The sequence below is a fragment of the Paenibacillus sp. FSL H7-0714 genome (assembly GCF_038003765.1).
Classification (GTDB): Bacteria; Bacillota; Bacilli; order Paenibacillales; family Paenibacillaceae; genus Paenibacillus_AQ.
This window is the reverse complement of record NZ_JBBOPT010000001.1, coordinates 5,316,891-5,334,817: the sequence shown is the minus strand read 5'-3', so window position 1 is coordinate 5,334,817 and position 17,927 is coordinate 5,316,891. Positions and strand designations below refer to the sequence as shown.

Below are 17,927 nucleotides of genomic sequence, written 5' to 3'. Positions count from 1 at the left end.
GGCTTCCTCTCTGCATTCAGGCAGAGGGGGAGCCTTTTTCTATGTTTTCAAATGTTAATTAAACTAGTCTATTAGCATGCGCATTTTTGCGGAAATCCAGCGGGGCCTGGTGATAGTACTTTTTGAATTGATGATAGAAATGGCTGACATTGTCAAAGCCGGACTCCAGAGCAATTTCGACCACACGTAGTTCTGTAGTAAGTAGCAGATTACGTGCCACGTTGAGCCTAAGTTGGTTGATATATTCTGTTGGTGTCTGGTTCAAGTACTGGCGAAAGGCCCGGTTGACATGACCGGCGCTTCTGCCCGATAACTCGTACAGGGCATGAAGGCCTTTGTTTAAGTTTTCTTTTAGATGCATCTTGGAAACGGCATGTTCGAGCCACAGTGGGAATTCTGGCTGCTCGATGGTTTCTGGAGAGAAAAAATGCTGGGTAAGTGTATCTACGAGTATTCCTTTCAGATAAATCCTGGACTTTACTTTGTCTAAGGTAGAAAGCATTCGGATGCGTTCGAAAGAACGAATGAAATCATCCATCTCCATTTGAGATAACATGGCGATTCTAGGGAGCGGAGTATGTAATAGCCCGTGCAGGAATCCTTCTTCATTCAGGTAACTAAAGGCATCATTAATGAGGCTTTTTCGGCAGGGAATGTTCAGAAAGCGGCAATCGTTATCCCCGTCAGCTTCATAGCGATGGGTATCATCGGGCCGGATGAAGACAAGGCAGCCAGATTGAAGAAGCTGGGCAGCCCCGTTGACGATATGCCGGCACCGGCCTTCAGTGAGTATGAAAAATTCATAAAAATCATGCGTATGTTCTGGGGATACCTGACTCAGAGATTCTACCCAGAAGGGATCAGCTAGCAATTCGGGGTTTATATGGCTTGCCTCAGTGTATTTGATCATGTTTTTCCTCCAGTGTTAGTGATGTTAAAATAGCACACTACTTTTGCGAACACAATAGAAGAAATGTATACATATTATTGTTAAAATTTTTATACAAGAAGTCAAAATAGCACATTTGTGGAGGCGAAAATATGCAACTTGTCAATCTAAACGGAAAATGGGAAATGAAACGGCTTCATGAACCGAAATGGCTGGAAGCCAACGTGCCAGGCTCTGTCTACCATGATTTGTTGAATGCAGGTGAAATGCCAGATCCGTTCTACCGCGAGCAGGAGTATGAGGTTCTGGAACTGTCCAATTACGATTACGAATATAAGCGTAGTTTTCAGCTGGAAGCAGGCGTACTAGAGCATGACCGAGTATTTCTGCTGTGTGAAGGGCTCGATACGCTTTGTGAGCTTTCCCTGAATGGAACTAATATTCTGAACAGTGACAATATGCACCGGACGTATGAAGTGGATATCAAGTCTGTATTGACGCCTGGTGATAATACTATCCACGCCATTTTTCGCTCCCCAGTAGAATTCACTCTACGGAAGCAAGCAGAATTGCCGCTCAGTGGATGTGCTGATGCGGTAGAGGGGATATCGCATCTGCGCAAAGCGCACTCCATGTTCGGCTGGGACTGGGGTCCAAAGTTACCCGATCTAGGAATCTGGCGTAGTCTCTCTATTCAGGGTTACAACAGTGCTCGCCTTGAAGATGTTTATATTACGCAATTCCATGAGAAGGATAAGGTCATGCTGGATGTTCGAGTTAGAACAGAGAGCTGGCAAGCGGCTGATCGAGAAATTGTGGTTAAAGTTCACACACCAGCGGGTCTGTGCATTGAGCATCGTGTGTCTGAAATGATTGGGACGGATCAACATATTGCACTGGAAATTATGGAGCCAGAGCTGTGGTGGCCGAATAATCTCGGTGCTCAGCCACTGTATAACGTAGAGGTTGTAATTGAGGAAAAGTCACAGGAGTTAGATCGTAGAGAATTTCGGATTGGACTTAGAACCATTACTGTGAAGCAGGAAGAAGATCAGTGGGGAGAATCGTTTGCTTTTGAAGTCAACGGTGTGCTTATTTTCTCTACAGGTGCCGACTATATTCTGGAAGACAATCTTCTACCTCGCGTGTCTAGGGATCGCACGGATCGCTTGCTCCAAAGCTGTGTCGCTGCCAATTTCAATACGATTCGCGTATGGGGTGGCGGGTATTACCCGGATGATTATTTCTATGATCTCTGCGATGAATATGGCCTCATTGTCTGGCAGGATCATCTGTATGCCTGCGGCATTTATGCTCTGACGGAAGCCTTCGAGGAGAATATCACTCACGAGACCATCGATAACATGAAACGTCTTCGCCATCATGCTTCGCTAGGCTTGTGGTGCGGCAACAACGAGCAGGAGCTGGCTTGGGACGAATGGGACTGGGAGAAGCATTACTCACTGCAGCTTAAGGCAGATTATATTAAGCAATATGAGGTGCTTCTACCGGCAATTGCTAAAGAAATTGATCCGAATACTTTCTATTGGCGTGCTTCACCCTCCTCCAAGGGTAGCTTTGACAAGCCAAATGACGAAAATTACGGAGATATGCATTACTGGGGGGTCTGGCATGGGAAGGAACCGTTTACCGATTATCGGAAGCTATATCCGCGCTATATGTCTGAATTCGGATTGCAGTCTTTTCCGGGCTTGAAGACCATCGAGTCGTTTACGCTGCCGGAGGATCGCAATATCTTCTCTTATGTCATGGAGTCCCATCAGAAGAACAATACCGGGAATGAGAAAATTCTCTACTATATCGGGGAGACTTACAAATATCCGAAAGATTTTGAGTCTGTTCTATATGCCTCGCAGTTGATCCAAGCAGAAGGGATGCGCTGCGGCGTTGAGCACTGGCGCAGACATAGAGGTCGCTGTATGGGTGCGTTGTATTGGCAGTTGAACGACTGCTGGCCGGTAGCTTCTTGGTCCAGTATCGACTATTATGGCCGGTGGAAGGCTATGCATTATGCGGCTAAACAATTCTTCGCGCCGATTCTTGTTTCTGCCCATGACGAAGGAACGAAGGTCTCCCTTCATGTCTCTAACGAAAGCAGAGAACAAGTTATTGGTGAACTGAGTTGGAGACTGCTCACTCGGGCATCGGAGGTCTTGCTGGAAGGCATAAAGCCAGTGGAGATTGCCGCGTTAAGTACTGCTGAGTTCGAACAGCTTGATTTCGGCCGCATCCTGGATTCGAAACAGAAGAAACGTGAGACTTATCTGGAATATTCTTTTGAGGTAGAGGGCGAGACAAAGAGTGGCGGAACGGTCCTGTTTGTTAAGCCGAAGCATTTTAGCTTCGTTGACCCTGAGCTTGAAGCCATACTTACAGAGGAAGAAGAACAATTCGTCATTACTGTGAAGGCTACGGCGTATGCTCGTTTTGTCGGCCTAGACTTCAAGGAAAGAGATGCTATCTTCAGCGACAACTATTTTGATATGTCGGGTGGTACAACTAGGACCATTACCATCGCTAAAAAAGATCTCGACCAGCCAGCTACGGCGGAAGAACTTCGTGCACAGCTTACTGTACGCTCCGTATTTGATATTTAATTAGGAAGATTCACAGGAAGTAGGCCCTTATCTTGGGGCCTCTTTTTTTATGTATTTTTTTTACTATAGCCGCTAATAATCATTTATTGGTCTGCAAAGCTTAATAACATGAAATTGAATTTTTTATAGATCAATATTTTACTACTTAAGGTATAGATATTAAGATTGTATCCCCTTCCAATTATCTTTAAAATAGACTTCAAACAACAAGATAAATTAAGCCAGTTATATTTCAACAAGATCTGATAAGAAGAGTAGGAGGATATTATGAGTATTTATTATGATGACAGCCGCAAGGTGTTTCATTTACAGTCTGAGCAATCCAGCTACGTTATTGAAGTCGTTAGAGGTGAGCTTCCGGCGCATGTCTATTGGGGTCCTAAATTAGAAGGAATTGTGCAACCGCTGAATTTGGTGGAACGTTGCTCTTTTAGCCCGACCTACACAATGGAGGACAAGAGAATCTCCCTCGACACTATTCCAAGTGAATTTCCGTCTTATGGGAATGGTGATTTCCGGGAACCAGCACTTGAGGTTCATTTGGTAGATGGTACGACCGTTACGGATTTCCTTTATAAGAGCTATAAGATCAATAAAGGGAAGCCTGAGTTAAAGGGATTGCCTTCCACTTATGTTGAAAGTGAAGAAGAAGCAGAGACACTGGAGCTTTTTCTTCAGGATGACAAAAGTGGACTGATTGCTGTATTAAGCTACACCGTGTTTAATAATCAGGATGTGATCACACGTTCTGTACGGATTGAGAATCAAGGTAAGGACAATGTGGTGCTGAAGCGTGTGTTAAGCGCAAATGTTGACTTCCATGATTCCGATTATGACATGCTGCAATTATCCGGTACTTGGACGAGAGAACGCCATATCTATAAAAGACCGCTTGTACCTGGTATCCACCGAATTGACAGTAAGCGCGGCGCGAGTAGCTCCACGCAGAATCCTTTTATGGCTTTGCTTGCAAAAGATGCAACAGAGGACCACGGTGAAGTATACGGGTTCAGCCTTGTGTACAGCGGAAGCTTTCTTGCGCAAGCAGAAGTGGATCCATACGGTATTTCCAGAGTGGGGATCGGCATTCAACCGTTTAATTTTCAATGGCTGCTTGAACCTGGGGAATCCTTCCAGGCTCCTGAAGCTGTGCTGGTAAGATCCAGTCAAGGGCTTGGGGGATTATCAAGGACTTATCACCGCCTATATCGGACCCGGTTATGCAGAGGCGAATTCCGTGATCGTAAGCGCCCTATTCTCATCAACAACTGGGAAGCTACCTATTTTAATTTTAATGCAGATAAAATCAAAGAAATCGCTCAAGCAGGCAAAGATCTCGGACTTGAACTGTTTGTCTTAGATGACGGCTGGTTTGGGAAACGAGACAATGATGATAGCTCCCTCGGAGATTGGGTAGAGGATCGCCGCAAGCTTCCTGAAGGTCTTGGAAAACTTGGAGAAGATATTACGGCAATGGGCATGGAATTCGGATTATGGTTCGAACCGGAAATGGTATCGCCAGAAAGTGATCTTTATCGTGAACATCCAGATTGGTGTCTTCATGTGCCAGGTCACAAAAGAACGTTAGCTCGCCAGCAGCTTGTTCTGGATTTATCCCGTAAGGATGTATGTGATTATATTGTGGAATCGGTTAGCTCCGTGCTGTCATCGGCTCCGATTACTTATGTGAAATGGGATATGAACCGGAATATGACGGAGATTGGATCTGCTCTTCTGCCAGCGGAACGTCAACGCGAAACGGCTCACCGCTATATTCTTGGACTTTATGATGTGCTGGAGCGTATCGTCACCCGTTTCCCTCATATTTTGTTCGAAAGCTGCTCCGGCGGCGGCGGACGATATGATCCGGGAATGCTGTACTATATGCCACAGACCTGGACCAGTGATGATTCGGACGCGATTGAAAGATTGAAGATCCAATATGGAACAAGCATGGTGTATCCTGCAAGCTCTATGTGTGCTCACGTATCGGCTGTTCCTAACCATCAGGTGCACCGTATCACACCACTCGAAACACGCGGTCATGTTGCGATGTCTGGTAACTTTGGCTACGAACTAGATATGACCAAGCTAACTGATGATGAGCGGGAGGATATCCGGAAACAGGTTTCTGAGTACAAGGAACTGAGAATGCTGATTCAGTTCGGTGATTTCTATCGACTGCTTAGTCCATTTGAGGGGAATCAGACTGCGTGGATGTTTGTTTCGGATGATAAAAAAGAAGCTTTTGCCACGTACTTCAGAGTTCTGGCCGAGCCTAATGCACCTCTCCGCAGATTGCGGTTGAAAGGACTCGACCCAGCTAAGAACTACAAACTTGAGCTTAACGGTGAAGTGTACAGAGGGGATGAGCTGATGTACTTCGGACTCTCACTTCCACAGCTTGAGGGCGATTTCAAAAGCTTACTAGTTGTACTCAAAGAGGTTTAATAAGAAAAGGAGTAAGCCACTGGCTTGCTCCTCTTTTATATGAATCAATTTTCGAAAAATACATGTTTGGTTTGGAACGCTAGATCCTGTTCGCGGTAAGTCGAAGGATTGACCCCAAAATAGGACCGGAAAACCTTTCCGAAGTAGCTGGCATTATCAAATCCGCTCTCCGTCGCAATCTGGTTGATACTCAAATCTGTTGTTTTGAGTTTGGAAGCTGCCAACTCGATCCGCCGTCTTTTTAAATACTCAAAGGGTGAAAGATTGATGTTTTTTTGAAACAGTCTGCAAAGATGATGTTTGGAAACACCAACATGAGCGGCAACATCGTCTAAGCTTAGATTATTATTATGCAGATCATCCTTCATGAATTGAATAGCGGCGTGAAGCTTGTCATTTTTTATATAGGTGGTTAACAAATTTGGTTTCTTGAGGTATTTCTCCATGGACAAGATCCACTGAAAGACTTTTCCCGTTAAAAGATGCAAATCTCTTTCTTCATGAACCTGAATGTCCTTGAATGTACTCCACAATAAATCTATCGAAACCGATTCTTGGGGGAGTTCTACAATTGGACCGCAATGAGCAGCGAGTTGGTTCCAAAGTGAAATCGCTAAAGGCCCCCGTAGATTGAGCCATAAAACTTCCCAAGGCTCGGTGCCTTCTTCCGGATAATAATACCTGTGTATGCTGGGGACAGTCACTAGAAAAGCTTTGCCCTTCGTTAACCGATGAACAACCCCATCTATTTCAATTCTACCTTCTCCCGATAATGTGTACTGAAAAATAACACAACTTCTCTCCGTCCGGTTCTGGCCGTTGAAGGAGTAGGCAGGTGAATCGAGTTGTTCCCAACCGATAGAATCAAACAGAAGCATGGAAGCTTCTTCTTCCGAGCGAAAGGTGTAGGAGGAACGGAACATTAGCAAAATTCCTTTCTAGAAAAAGCTTTTGAGTACAGATCAATAATTTACTACTGTTGTTTACTCTATCAAAGTGTAAAGTTTTTTCGTTGTCTGTTCAATCTCTGTTGAATACGCAAGTCTGGATACTCATTTTTTATAGCACATGGATGCAATCTAATGAACTGTGATCTCGTTCGGTCTGGATTAGATTATTCTCAGCTTTAAAAAATCAGATCCGGTATGGTGGGGGAAATTACCTCACCTTTTTTGTTGCTTAAAATTCCCGATTACGCATATAATACAAACAAGTGTTCTTATTTTTATGGAGGCGATCGCATGCAAATCAGCATCGGCCAAATAATTGAAATTATATATCAGGATAAGGCGAGAAATATCAGCCAGCGGAAAATTGAAATACACAGTATCCGTGACGGACGCATACGAGCAAGCTGTCTGACTACAGGAACGCCTCGCATGTTCTTGGCAGCAAATATTCTTTCATGGCAGCCCGTGCAGGAAAAGCGTCATGCCTAAGGAGCGTGTCATACTACTGTCTGACTGCCAGGCATTTTACGCCTCTGTGGAGAAGGCTGCCCATCCTGAATATCGAGATAAACCTGTTGCAGTAGGGGATCCGACAAGAATGAACGGTATTGTGTTGGCGGCCTGCCCGCTTGCAAAAGCAAAGGGTGTAACAACGGCTTCGCGTGTAGGTGAAGCTTTAGCAAAATGCCCAGAACTAATCGTAATACGTCCCCGTATGGGGACTTACATTAAAGTATCGCTCTTGATATCAGAGATTTATCGAACATACACCGACCTGGTAGAACCCTACAGTATCGATGAGCAGTTTCTTGATGTCACAGGATCTCTTGCATATTTCGGAGGATCGCTGCAGGATATGATTCATAAAATTCAGCATCATGTTTTACTTTCGACGGGAGTCTGGACTCGGGTAGGTATTGGATCTACTAAGGTTATGGCAAAGATGGCGACAGATAACTACGCCAAAAAGATGAAGGATGGAATTTACGAACTGACTTTTGATCAATTAGAGACGACCCTTTGGAAACTTCCCGTGCAGGATATGTTTATGGTAGCGGCTAGAATGACCAAGAATTTTTGGCGTATGGGTATATCCACAATTGGAGATATTGCGCGAATGGAACTGTCAGAATTTAAGCGACGAATGCGAACTACCATGGGGAAGCAAAGTGATATTCAAGCGGAATATTATTGGCAAACTGCGCGCGGGCTAGATCCTAGTCCAGTGGTCACAGGAATGCGTCATCAAATCAAATCAGTGGGACATGGCAAGGCTTTGCGCTGGAATTTATACACCAGGCATACGGATATTGAGGTTGTGCTGCTTGAGCTCGTCATTGAAGTATGCCAGCGAGCCCGGCGGTATGGTTATATGGGATCGGTAGTATCTATTTCAGTTTTAGAGACGGACGGAGAGCGTTCAAACGCTTACGAGCGTCAGATGACATTGCCCGAACCCACATCACTAACACACGAAGTAGCTGCTGCTGCGCAAAAATTATTTGCAGACAACTGGTCGGGCCTTCCCATAGGTCGATTAGCGATTTCCTTGACTAACCTATCAGATGATAGCGTCATCCAACTTACACTCTTTGATGACAGGGTTCGGGCTTACAACAAAGAACGTGCAATCGATCAAATAAAAGCTCGTTATGGCAGTAAAGCTCTAATCAGAGCTTCATCTATGCTTGAATCCGGTGTTGCCTTAGAAAGAGCTGAACAGATTGGAGGTCACTATAAATGAGTAAACTTGAGGGTAATGAACGCTGGAAAACGAAAATGATCATGACCGAGCATGTTGAGCAGTACGAGGAACAGCAGCGTGAGAACCCAGATAAAATGATAACTATGGAGGAACGTACGATGGTTCGAGACCTCATTTTGCTTCCTTATATAGATACTATGGTTAGCAAGAGCCTGAAAGAGATCGAGCCCTCCAGCAACATTCTTAAACGTGCCTATCTGATGGCTGGTCAAGCCATTCAACGCCGGATCATGCAGGATACTTATCGGCTGCAAAAAGAGCTGAAACAGCGGAATATCAGGGTGCTGGCAGATGAACAGGAGGAATTCTTGGTGTATTACAAAATCTTTTGCCGTGGATATCAGGAACGCTTTGGTTTAACTCGAGATGTTATGCGTACAGAGATAAGCTTAAGGTTGACTAAATACACAGCTGAACTCGGAGCAATATTAAAAGATCATTTGAAATAAAACAAGGCTTTGTCAGTAATTATACTGGTGTGGTCTTGTTTTGTGTGAACCAGAAATTAATCCCGGAGACCTTCTACTGATGGAATAATCGCCCAGGGATATGATAAGCTCATGTAGAGTTATCATATCCCTAAACAGAGGAGGGAAATCTATGAGCCGTTTGATCACAGGGAACACTTATTATGGATTTCAGGTTGTTAATGAGGAATTTATCCCGGAGAACGAATCCAACGTATTCACGCTGGAACATCTGAAGAGCGGCGCCAGGCTGCTGTTCGTGCAGAATCAGGATGACAACAAGGTATTTAGTGTAAGCTTCAGGACCCCGCCTGAAGATAGTACGGGGGTCTTTCATATTTTGGAGCATTCCGTATTATGTGGTTCAGAGAAATATCCGGTCAAGGAACCTTTTGTAGAATTACTGAAAGGCTCGATGCAGACGTTCCTGAACGCATTTACGTTTGGGGATAAGACGATGTATCCAGTAGCAAGCCGGAACGATCAGGACTTCTCTAATTTGGTGGAGGTTTATCTGGATAGTGTTTTTCAACCGAATATTTATAAGCAACAAGAAATTTTTGAGCAAGAGGGCTGGCACTACGAGCTTCAGCATCCCGAAGATGAGTTAATCTATAAAGGCGTGGTTTACAACGAGATGAAGGGTTCATACTCCTCGCCGACTACGGTATTGATGGATAGAATCAAAAAGTCATTGTATCCGGACACGATTTACCGTCATTCTTCAGGTGGAGATCCACAGGAAATTCCTGCGCTAACCTATGAGCAGTTTCTCAAGGCGCACAGCAACTATTATCATCCGTCTAACAGTTATTTTTATCTCTACGGAGACGTTAATATTGAAGAAAAGCTGCAATTTATAGACCAGGAATATCTTGGGTCTTATGAACGGAATAGCTTTGATACTTCCATTGCCCTACAACAGCCCATTGGAATGACGGAGCTGGTAGCGGATTATCCGATTCTGGAAGCAGAAGCAGCCACTGATAAGACTTATTTGAGTCTAAATTATGTGATTGGAACTTCTACTGATCGGGAACTGAACCTTGCTTTTGATATTTTAAAAAGCATGCTGATGGACAGCAACGCAGCTCCGCTCAAGCAAGCCTTGCTCGAAAGTGGACTTGGCAAAGACGCGTTTGCTTTTTATTCCGACAGTATGGTTCAACCGCTGCTTGGTATTACGCTAACGCATTCCAATGCCTCCTCCAAAGATGCCTTTGTGGAGCTGGTGAAGACTACATTAAAGCGTTTGGTCCAGGACGGACTAGATGAGAAGCTGGTGCTGGCAGCGGTCAACAGTAAGGAATTTGAACTGCGGGAAGCGGACTTTAACCAGTATCCGAAGGGTCTTACTTACAATATCGAAGTGATGAAATCCTGGCTCTATGACGGTCAGCCGACTACTCACATGCGCTATGAAGAGGTGCTCACGGCCATTCGGGAAAAGCTTGCGGACCGTTATTTTGAGAAGCTGATTGAGGACTATTTGCTGAACAGTGATCATTGCAGTGTAGTGGTACTGAACCCGTCCAAGACTATCGCAGCGGAAAAGGAAGCATCTACTCAGCATCAATTGAGTGAATACAAAGCGTCACTGCAACCAGATCAGTTGGAGCAGCTTGTTCAGAGTACACAGCATCTTCTGGCGCGGCAGAGTCGTGCGGATGCAGCCGAAGATTTACAGAAGCTACCGAGCTTGTCTTTACAGGATATTAACCGCAGCGTAGAACCTCAGGTGCCGACCCATGAACAAATCCATGAGGGCATAAAGGTGATCCACCATGAGGTAGCTACCCATAAGATTGCCTACTGCAAGCTTTATTGGGATACGGGTGTTATAGCTCCTGAACGAATTCCTTATTTGGTGCTATTGGCAGAGGTATTGGGCCAAATGGAGACTGCCTCTTACGCTATTAAAGAGCTCACCAGTGAAATCGGGATCAAAACCGGGGGCATATATTTCAGGAATGAGCTCTATGGCGCTGCAAAAGTTACGGGGGCGAGTTATCAGCCTAAATTCTCTGCGCTGGTGAAGGTGATGGCGGGGCATATTGGTGAATCACTGGACCTACTGCGAGAGATACTCTACACAAGTGCGCTCGACAATCTGACCAAGCTGCAGGAAATCGTCCGCCGGGAAGCCTCGCAGATGGAATCGATTCTGAATCAAAGAGGGAATGAGATTGCGGCCAGCCGCCTGATGTCCTATTTCTCGGATATGGGAGCTTATCAGGAACAACAGGGCGGTGTTACTTATTACCGCTTTATCCGCGAGCTTGCGGAGACGTTCGATCAGCAGGGAGCTCAGGTGGCAGACACACTGAAGGGCATCTGTGGGGATTTGTTCAATAAAAACAATTTGATCATCAGCGTGACTGGTACGCCTGATTTGTATGAAGAATTCATAGCTAATGCAGCGAAGCTGGGTATCCAGGATCGGCCAGTAGTAAATAGGCCTAAGATTACGGCACAGGGACATGCGGACAATGAAGGATTCATGTCTTCCAGCCAGGTGCAATATGTGGTTAAGGGATACGACTTCACTAAGCTAGGATTCACATATTCAGGCAAAATGCAGGTGCTCAAGAAAATCATGAGCCTTACCTATCTGTGGAATGCCGTACGTGTGAAGGGCGGTGCGTATGGCGGAAACCTGGTTCTGCGCAGAGATGGGATAATGATGTTCACCTCCTACCGTGATCCGAATTTGCAGGAGACGCTGGAGGTTTATGATCAGGCTTATCGATTTGTTGAGGGGTATGAAGCAGATCCCGATGAGATGACCAAAGCGATCATTGGCACCTTATCTATGCTGGATCAGCCTCTTAGTCCCAGCGCACAGGGACGGCGGGCGGACCGACATTATTTTGAACAGGTGACAGAGGCCGAACTGCAGCGAGAGCGGGATGAAATCTTGTCGACAACACCAGAAGATATCAGACAGTACACCGATTTACTTAAGGCTGTGACGGAACAGAACTATTTCACTGTAGTCGGCAATGCTTCAAAGCTGAAATCGAAAACCGCTTTATTCGGAAAGCTGGAAGAACTTGTGAAGTAAGTTTCTCTAATCGCTCCTTTTCAGTATATGTCTACGGGCATGTGCTGGAGAGGGGCGTTTTTTAATAAGGTGAACTAAAAAAATATTCTACAAAGGAACAGCGGCCGGAAGTCCAAACATTCACCGCAGTCATGTACTTACCTTAAAGGAAGAATAAAATCAGTTTATTTAGTTAGAACATTGACAGTTAGAGTTCTAACTATTATGATAATGATGTTACTTAGAGTTCTAACTAATACGAATGCGGAGGAAATAATAATGAGCAAACCCGTTGAAAATACACCATTTTCTAATTTGATTCGAGAGATCGGGATGAAACTAAAAAGTACAGCTGACGCCAGGCTGAATGAGCTAGGGCTGAATTCACAGCAAGGACGCATGATCGGTTATATTTTTGAGCATCAAGAAAAAGGTGTAATTCAAAAGGATTTGGCGGAAGTCTTTAATAGAAAAGGGGCGAGTATCACCAGCATGCTTCAAGGGTTAGAAAAGAAAGGCTATATCAAGCGTGTCACACCTGAAAATGATGAACGGCAGAAGAGCATTTTTGTTTTGGAAAAGGGCGCTCTTTTGGTCGAAGAGTTCAATGAGATTTTCTCAGGGGTAGAAGCAAGCATTACAAAAGCACTCAGTCCGGAAGAAACAGCAAACTTAAAGTCTTTACTGCAAAAAGTTAATTCAAGTCTATAAACGTTCGGAGGGTTAATCATGGAAACAGAAGTCTCCAATCAATATTATTTAGAATCGGCGCCGATCAAGAAGGCAATTGCTCATTTATCCATTCCTATGATGATCGGGATGTCTGTTGGTACCATCTATAATGTAATCAATGCTTATTTCATTGGCTTACTTCACAATACTAGTATGCTGACTGCCATTACGCTGGGTCTACCCATTTTCACAGTCTTAATGGCCTTTGGGAATATGCTTGGCGTAGGTGGCGGAACATTTATTACAAGGCTCGCGGGGCAAAAGGATACGGAGAAGGGAAAGAAGGTTGCCGGATACACTTTTTATGGAAGCATTATAGTGGGTATTCTTATTGCTCTAATAGCGATGTTAGCGATTGATCCAATTACGCGATTACTAGGCGCAGATGCTGCTACTCTAGACTTTACTAAGGCTTATGCTTTGACTCTTTTTGCCGGTGGATTTGCCATTGTGCTTAATTTTGCCTTGGAACAGCTAGTCCGTTCCGAAGGTGCCTCCAAAGAATCGATGTACGGTATCTTTATTAGTACGGCTTTAAGTTTAATTTTTGATCCACTCTTTATTCTTGTGCTGAAATGGCATGTGGCAGGTGCTGCGTTGGCGATGGTTTTAGCGAATGTGGGTTCCGCGATTTATTATGTCTATTTTTTAGAAACGAAAAGTGAGCATTTAAGGGGATTTTTGAAGCATTTCAAGATATCTGTTCGAGATCAATTAGAAGTATACAAAATAGGTGTATCGGAGTTATTACAATTCAGTTTTGTGATTGTGAGCACGCTTTTGTTAAATAACTTCGCGATTCAATATGGAGAAAATGTGGTTGCCGGATTTGGTGTGGCCTTAAGAATTGTGCAAGTTCCGGAGTTCTTATCAATGGGCCTATTCTTAGGTTTAATTCCACTATTTGCGTTTAACTTTGCTAGTCAAAATATGGCGAGACTTAAATCAACGATTAAACATGCTTTTGCCTATATCGGAGGTATTGCTTTTGTCTTTGTAGGTCTAGTGTTTCTGTTTAGAGGAACGATTCTGCACTTCTTCTCGAATGACCCTTCAGTGTTAAGTATGGGAACTTATATTTTGGTAGCCATGCTGATTTCTGCTTTATTTAATGGATTTACAGGTTTGTTTATGAGTATTTTTCAAGCGACCGGACAGGGGATACCAACAAACATTATGGCCATCACACAAGGCGTATTGTTTATCCCTATGATTATCGTGTTACATTCTGTTTTTGGACTTCATGGCGTGATCTGGTCAATGACCATAACAGAAGTTATAACGAGCTTAATGGGCGTCATCTTGTTTATGATTTTTAGTAAGAAGCTGAAAAGCACGGGTGGGGATGGAATAGGTGTTGTAGAGGTTGCGTCCGTGTAAAACGATCTTTACTTTACGTGGAAAAATAGAAATGTAGTGGATGGCGGGAGCTTGGCTCGCGCTTTTTTTGCAAATATAAGAAAGTATAAGTTTTACAATATACTTTATGTCTTATATTTCTCGCATAAACACCTTTGGCATCCTTATAAGGACGCCAAAGGTGTTTATACTTGGTTGTCTAGAAAATTTCGTAACTAAAGGATCGGTAAAATTAGTTCCAAAATGAACAATTCTAGTTCTTATGATCAACGCCTACTTTTTCTACAATTATGGATAAGTAAAGGAGGAGAACTATGATACGAAAATTTCATCTTAAAATGGATACGCGCGAAGCGATCGCTGGGTATTTATTCGTCGCTCCACTGATGTTGGGGCTGATCATCTTGACCTTGATCCCAGTGCTGGGCTCACTGCTGTTAAGCTTCACGAACTGGAACTTTGTGGCTGGGTTAGGGGGGATTAAGTTCGCGGGCATGGATAATTTCATAAGGCTGTTTCATGATGATGCTTTTATGAAAAGCTTGCTGAACAATCTGCTCTTTATTATCACAGTACCGGTTACGATCATCGTTGCGCTATTGCTGGCTATCTTGATTGATAAACAGGTGTTTCTGAAGGATTTGTTTAAAGTGATTTATTTCCTTCCGTACATCTCCAGTGTAGTTGCCATCGCTATGGTTTGGCAGGTAATGTTCCATCCCTCACTAGGACCTGTCAATCAATTCCTGATGTCACTGGGTTGGAGTAATCCGCCAAAATGGTTAGCTGATATTCATTATGCTTTGCCGTCGCTTATGTTGATCCAGATCTGGATTCAGCTCGGTTACAACATTATTATTTTTATCGCAGGGTTGCAGAGCATTCCGAAGGATCTTTATGAAGCAGCTGATATTGATGGCGCCAATAGCTGGCGGAAATTCCGCAATATCACGGTTCCCTGCATTTCTCCAACCACCTTTTTCCTGCTGGTTACAGGGGTCATTGGTTCATTTAAAATCTTCGATCTGATTCAAGTACTAACGCAAGGCGGACCTGCTAACTCCACGACAGTTATCGTATATGAGCTATATGACACTGCCTTCAACCAGTTAAAGACGGGTTATGCTTCTAGTATGGCACTTGTCCTGTTCCTCATCTGCCTGATCATTACAGCCCTGCAGATGTTAGCGCAAAAAAAATGGGTCAATTATTAAAGGCAGAAAGGAGAAATTACAGTGAGAAAAGAGCTTCTATCCAGAACCATCTGGACAATCGCGATGGGCCTGCTAGGCATCGCATTTCTTTTACCATTTCTATGGATGTTGTCCACTTCCTTTAAACTGGAGAAAGATGTATTTAACTTTCCAATTCAATGGTTGCCACAGCAGTGGAACCTCATTGAAAATTATAAACAGGTTTGGTCGGGTGACTTCGCTCGCTATTATGGAAATTCCATTTATATTACGCTAGCCACGACTATAATTAATGTGCTGATATGCGCACTGGCTGCTTATGGGTTCTCCAAGCTGCGCTTTCCGGGTAGAGATGCGATGTTTGTAGTTGTATTGGCCCTTTACATGGTTCCTCCGCAGGCTTCGCTGGTTCCACAGTTTCTACTATTTAACTGGCTGAATCTGATTGATACGCATTTAGGATTGATCTTAATTAACAGCTTTAGTATTATCGGTGCGTTTATGCTCAAGCAATTTTTTATGGGGGTAAACAACGAGTATCTTGAATCGGCGCGGATGGATGGAGCAGGTCATTTTCGTTCTTTTCTACAAATTGCATTTCCGCTGATCCGTCCCGCTGTAGCTACTTATGCTATTCTGCGTTTTATCTGGACCTGGAACGACTATCAGTACCCACTCATTTTTTTGAAATCTAAAGAGCTGTTTACTATTCAGTTAGGTATTCGGTTGTTTGGGGACCAATACGGGGATGTTTATTCCCTCATGATGGCTGGTGCGGTATCTGCAATTCTGCCACTGCTGATTATTTTTGCTCTCGGTCAGAAGCAGGTTATTGAGGGAATTGCCCTCGGAGGCGTGAAAGGATAATAAAAGTCAAAATAGTTTCTCTTCGGTAGAATATGAGAACTTTCCTCGTCTATCCTGCATGTTAGGATGTTCTTGTAAGCAGTTACATAGCTTTGGCTGTAAAGTGAGGTATACCCAACACATTTATAGGAGGGTCTATATGAAAAAGAAATTATTATCCGTGCTTATGATCACATCTATGGCGTTGTCATTGGCCGCTTGCGGTGGAAATGCGAAAACAAATAATGCAGGAGCAACAGATGCGCCTGATGCTGGTGGAAATAAGGAGCCTGCAGCAGAGAAGGTTACGCTGAAGCTGAGTACCTGGCAGACGGAAGCTAAAGCGAAGTGGAGTACGATTATCGCAGAGTTTGAGAAGGCGCATCCCGACATTCATGTAGAAGTGGATCTACTGAATGAAAAAGGCGATTCTGTAGCCTCTATGCAGAAACTGGATTTGATGGCCGCTGCAAGTGATCCGCTGGATATTGTCGAACTGCCGTATACCAACTATTCGCAGCGTGCAGATATCGGTGTGTTAGCGCCGATGGACGAATATATTCAGAAAGAAGGGTATAAGCTCTCCGATGAATATCTAGTGGACACTACGGTCAATGGCAAAGTCTATGCGTTACCGTCTTCTATGCAGCGCTGGTTCGTGCTTCTTAACAAAGAAATGCTAGATGAGGCTGGTCTGCCGGTTCCGACCGACTGGACTTGGGCGGATTTCGAAGAGTATGCCAAGAAATTGACCAAGGGTGAGGGCGCAACGAAGCGTTTTGGCGCCTATCTGCACAATTGGCCAGATTATTTCCAACTCCAGCTGATGAGTAAACCTGAGGATAATACTTTTCTAAAATCTGACGGAACCTCCAATGCTCTGGACCCGCAATTTAAGGCTAATCTGCAGATGATGAAGAAAATGATGTACGAAGATAAGAGTGCTACTCCATACGAGGATATTATTTCGCAAAAGCTTGCCTACCGGAATCAGTATTTTAATGGTTTAGCGGCGATACTTCCGATGGGTGACTGGATGGTTGCGGAATCGGGTGGAACGGATGCCATTCCAGCAACCTTCGTTACCGCGTTTGCGCCGATCCCTCGACTGGATAGTGAGAGCAAACATTACTCACCTGTTCAACCAACCTATATGGGGATCGCTGCTAAATCCAAGCATAAGGAAGCTGCTTACACCTTTGTACGCTGGTATACCTCAGAAGGACTGGAAATTGGCGGACGTGTCTTCTCTGGCTGGGCGAAGTCGGATACGAACAAATTGGTGGATACGATTGTGAGTGGTTCTAAGGATCCATCTATGATTGATGTTGAATCCCTGAAATATACGATGGAGAATTCAGCACCTGGTGCGACGCAAGTTCCGGCTAAATATGCGGATGAAGCTAAGAACAACGTTATTCCAGAAGCGGAAATGTATCTCCTTGGCCAACAGGATCTGGATGTCACCGTTACCAATATCGATAAGAAAATTTCGGAAGTCGTTCAGAACAACAGCGGAAAGTAGGCGGAGACTGATTGTACGCTTCCCCAAGGGGGCTTATAATGTGGGGGCAGGAAAGCATTTCTGCCTCCTGCTCCAAATTTAAAACAGAT

The 17,927-nt window shown here is 44.2% G+C and carries 13 protein-coding genes; 11 read left to right on the top strand and 2 right to left on the bottom strand.

All coding sequences use genetic code 11. From position 1 onward, the window contains the following. Window positions 1–58: 58 nt before the first annotated feature. Window positions 59–910, bottom strand: a complete 852-nt coding sequence (locus NST34_RS23875) for a helix-turn-helix domain-containing protein (protein ID WP_076284712.1) — start codon at window positions 908–910, stop codon at window positions 59–61. A gap of 131 nt (window positions 911–1,041) precedes the next feature. Here NST34_RS23875 and NST34_RS23870 point away from each other — a divergent pair, with 131 nt between their 5' ends. Beyond that, window positions 1,042–3,507, top strand: a complete 2,466-nt coding sequence (locus tag NST34_RS23870) for a beta-mannosidase (RefSeq protein ID WP_076284711.1) — start codon at window positions 1,042–1,044, stop codon at window positions 3,505–3,507. Between the two features lie 267 nt (window positions 3,508–3,774). After that, entirely contained in the window at window positions 3,775–5,958 is a 2,184-nt protein-coding gene (locus NST34_RS23865; protein ID WP_076284710.1) for an alpha-galactosidase, read from the top strand. 44 nt (window positions 5,959–6,002) lie between these two features. Here NST34_RS23865 and NST34_RS23860 read toward each other — a convergent pair whose 3' ends face one another. Further along, the gene (locus tag NST34_RS23860) at window positions 6,003–6,881 is read right to left on the bottom strand and encodes a helix-turn-helix transcriptional regulator (RefSeq protein ID WP_042190729.1); all 879 of its coding nucleotides are present in this window, start codon (window positions 6,879–6,881) and stop codon (window positions 6,003–6,005) included. A gap of 318 nt (window positions 6,882–7,199) precedes the next feature. Here NST34_RS23860 and NST34_RS23855 point away from each other — a divergent pair, with 318 nt between their 5' ends. The 9 genes from NST34_RS23855 to NST34_RS23815 all read left to right on the top strand — a co-directional run bounded on the left by NST34_RS23855 (window position 7,200) and on the right by NST34_RS23815 (window position 17,838). Then, complete coding sequence (locus NST34_RS23855; protein ID WP_076284709.1) at window positions 7,200–7,397, top strand: hypothetical protein; 198 nt, start codon at window positions 7,200–7,202, stop codon at window positions 7,395–7,397. After that, complete coding sequence (locus NST34_RS23850) at window positions 7,390–8,652, top strand: DNA polymerase IV (RefSeq protein WP_076284708.1); 1,263 nt, start codon at window positions 7,390–7,392, stop codon at window positions 8,650–8,652. The genes NST34_RS23855 and NST34_RS23850 overlap by 8 nt, the downstream gene beginning before the upstream one ends. After that, window positions 8,649–9,122: a hypothetical protein gene (locus NST34_RS23845; RefSeq protein ID WP_042190722.1), complete on the top strand. Its 474-nt coding sequence runs from the start codon at window positions 8,649–8,651 to the stop codon at window positions 9,120–9,122. The genes NST34_RS23850 and NST34_RS23845 overlap by 4 nt, the downstream gene beginning before the upstream one ends. Before the next feature lie 151 nt (window positions 9,123–9,273). Then, window positions 9,274–12,204, top strand: a complete 2,931-nt coding sequence (locus NST34_RS23840; RefSeq protein ID WP_341128884.1) for an insulinase family protein — start codon at window positions 9,274–9,276, stop codon at window positions 12,202–12,204. A gap of 258 nt (window positions 12,205–12,462) precedes the next feature. After that, a complete protein-coding gene (locus NST34_RS23835) occupies window positions 12,463–12,894 on the top strand; it encodes a MarR family winged helix-turn-helix transcriptional regulator (RefSeq protein ID WP_042190718.1) in 432 nt (143 codons plus the stop codon). A gap of 18 nt (window positions 12,895–12,912) precedes the next feature. Beyond that, window positions 12,913–14,295, top strand: a complete 1,383-nt coding sequence (locus NST34_RS23830; RefSeq protein ID WP_341128883.1) for an MATE family efflux transporter — start codon at window positions 12,913–12,915, stop codon at window positions 14,293–14,295. Window positions 14,296–14,588: 293 nt separating this feature from the next. After that, window positions 14,589–15,488, top strand: a complete 900-nt coding sequence (locus tag NST34_RS23825; RefSeq protein ID WP_076284705.1) for a carbohydrate ABC transporter permease — start codon at window positions 14,589–14,591, stop codon at window positions 15,486–15,488. 63 nt (window positions 15,489–15,551) lie between these two features. Further along, entirely contained in the window at window positions 15,552–16,334 is a 783-nt protein-coding gene (locus tag NST34_RS23820) for a carbohydrate ABC transporter permease (protein ID WP_283912227.1), read from the top strand. 139 nt (window positions 16,335–16,473) lie between these two features. Continuing rightward, window positions 16,474–17,838, top strand: coding sequence for an ABC transporter substrate-binding protein (locus NST34_RS23815; protein WP_341128882.1), 1,365 nt, complete (start codon window positions 16,474–16,476; stop codon window positions 17,836–17,838). Window positions 17,839–17,927: the final 89 nt, after the last annotated feature.

Bases quoted from the DNA above. Each gene is read 5' to 3' on its own strand.
- NST34_RS23845 (WP_042190722.1), top strand. From the start codon at position 8,649: ATGAGTAAACTTGAGGGTAATGAACGCTGGAAAACGAAAATGATCATG.
- NST34_RS23840 (WP_341128884.1), top strand. From the start codon at position 9,274: ATGAGCCGTTTGATCACAGGGAACACTTATTATGGATTTCAGGTTGTT.
- NST34_RS23860 (WP_042190729.1), bottom strand. From the start codon at position 6,881: ATGTTCCGTTCCTCCTACACCTTTCGCTCGGAAGAAGAAGCTTCCATG.
- NST34_RS23835 (WP_042190718.1), top strand. From the start codon at position 12,463: ATGAGCAAACCCGTTGAAAATACACCATTTTCTAATTTGATTCGAGAG.
- NST34_RS23875 (WP_076284712.1), bottom strand. From the start codon at position 910: ATGATCAAATACACTGAGGCAAGCCATATAAACCCCGAATTGCTAGCT.
- NST34_RS23850 (WP_076284708.1), top strand. From the start codon at position 7,390: ATGCCTAAGGAGCGTGTCATACTACTGTCTGACTGCCAGGCATTTTAC.
- NST34_RS23870 (WP_076284711.1), top strand. From the start codon at position 1,042: ATGCAACTTGTCAATCTAAACGGAAAATGGGAAATGAAACGGCTTCAT.
- NST34_RS23855 (WP_076284709.1), top strand. From the start codon at position 7,200: ATGCAAATCAGCATCGGCCAAATAATTGAAATTATATATCAGGATAAG.
- NST34_RS23830 (WP_341128883.1), top strand. From the start codon at position 12,913: ATGGAAACAGAAGTCTCCAATCAATATTATTTAGAATCGGCGCCGATC.
- NST34_RS23815 (WP_341128882.1), top strand. From the start codon at position 16,474: ATGAAAAAGAAATTATTATCCGTGCTTATGATCACATCTATGGCGTTG.
- NST34_RS23825 (WP_076284705.1), top strand. From the start codon at position 14,589: ATGATACGAAAATTTCATCTTAAAATGGATACGCGCGAAGCGATCGCT.
- NST34_RS23820 (WP_283912227.1), top strand. From the start codon at position 15,552: ATGGGCCTGCTAGGCATCGCATTTCTTTTACCATTTCTATGGATGTTG.
- NST34_RS23865 (WP_076284710.1), top strand. From the start codon at position 3,775: ATGAGTATTTATTATGATGACAGCCGCAAGGTGTTTCATTTACAGTCT.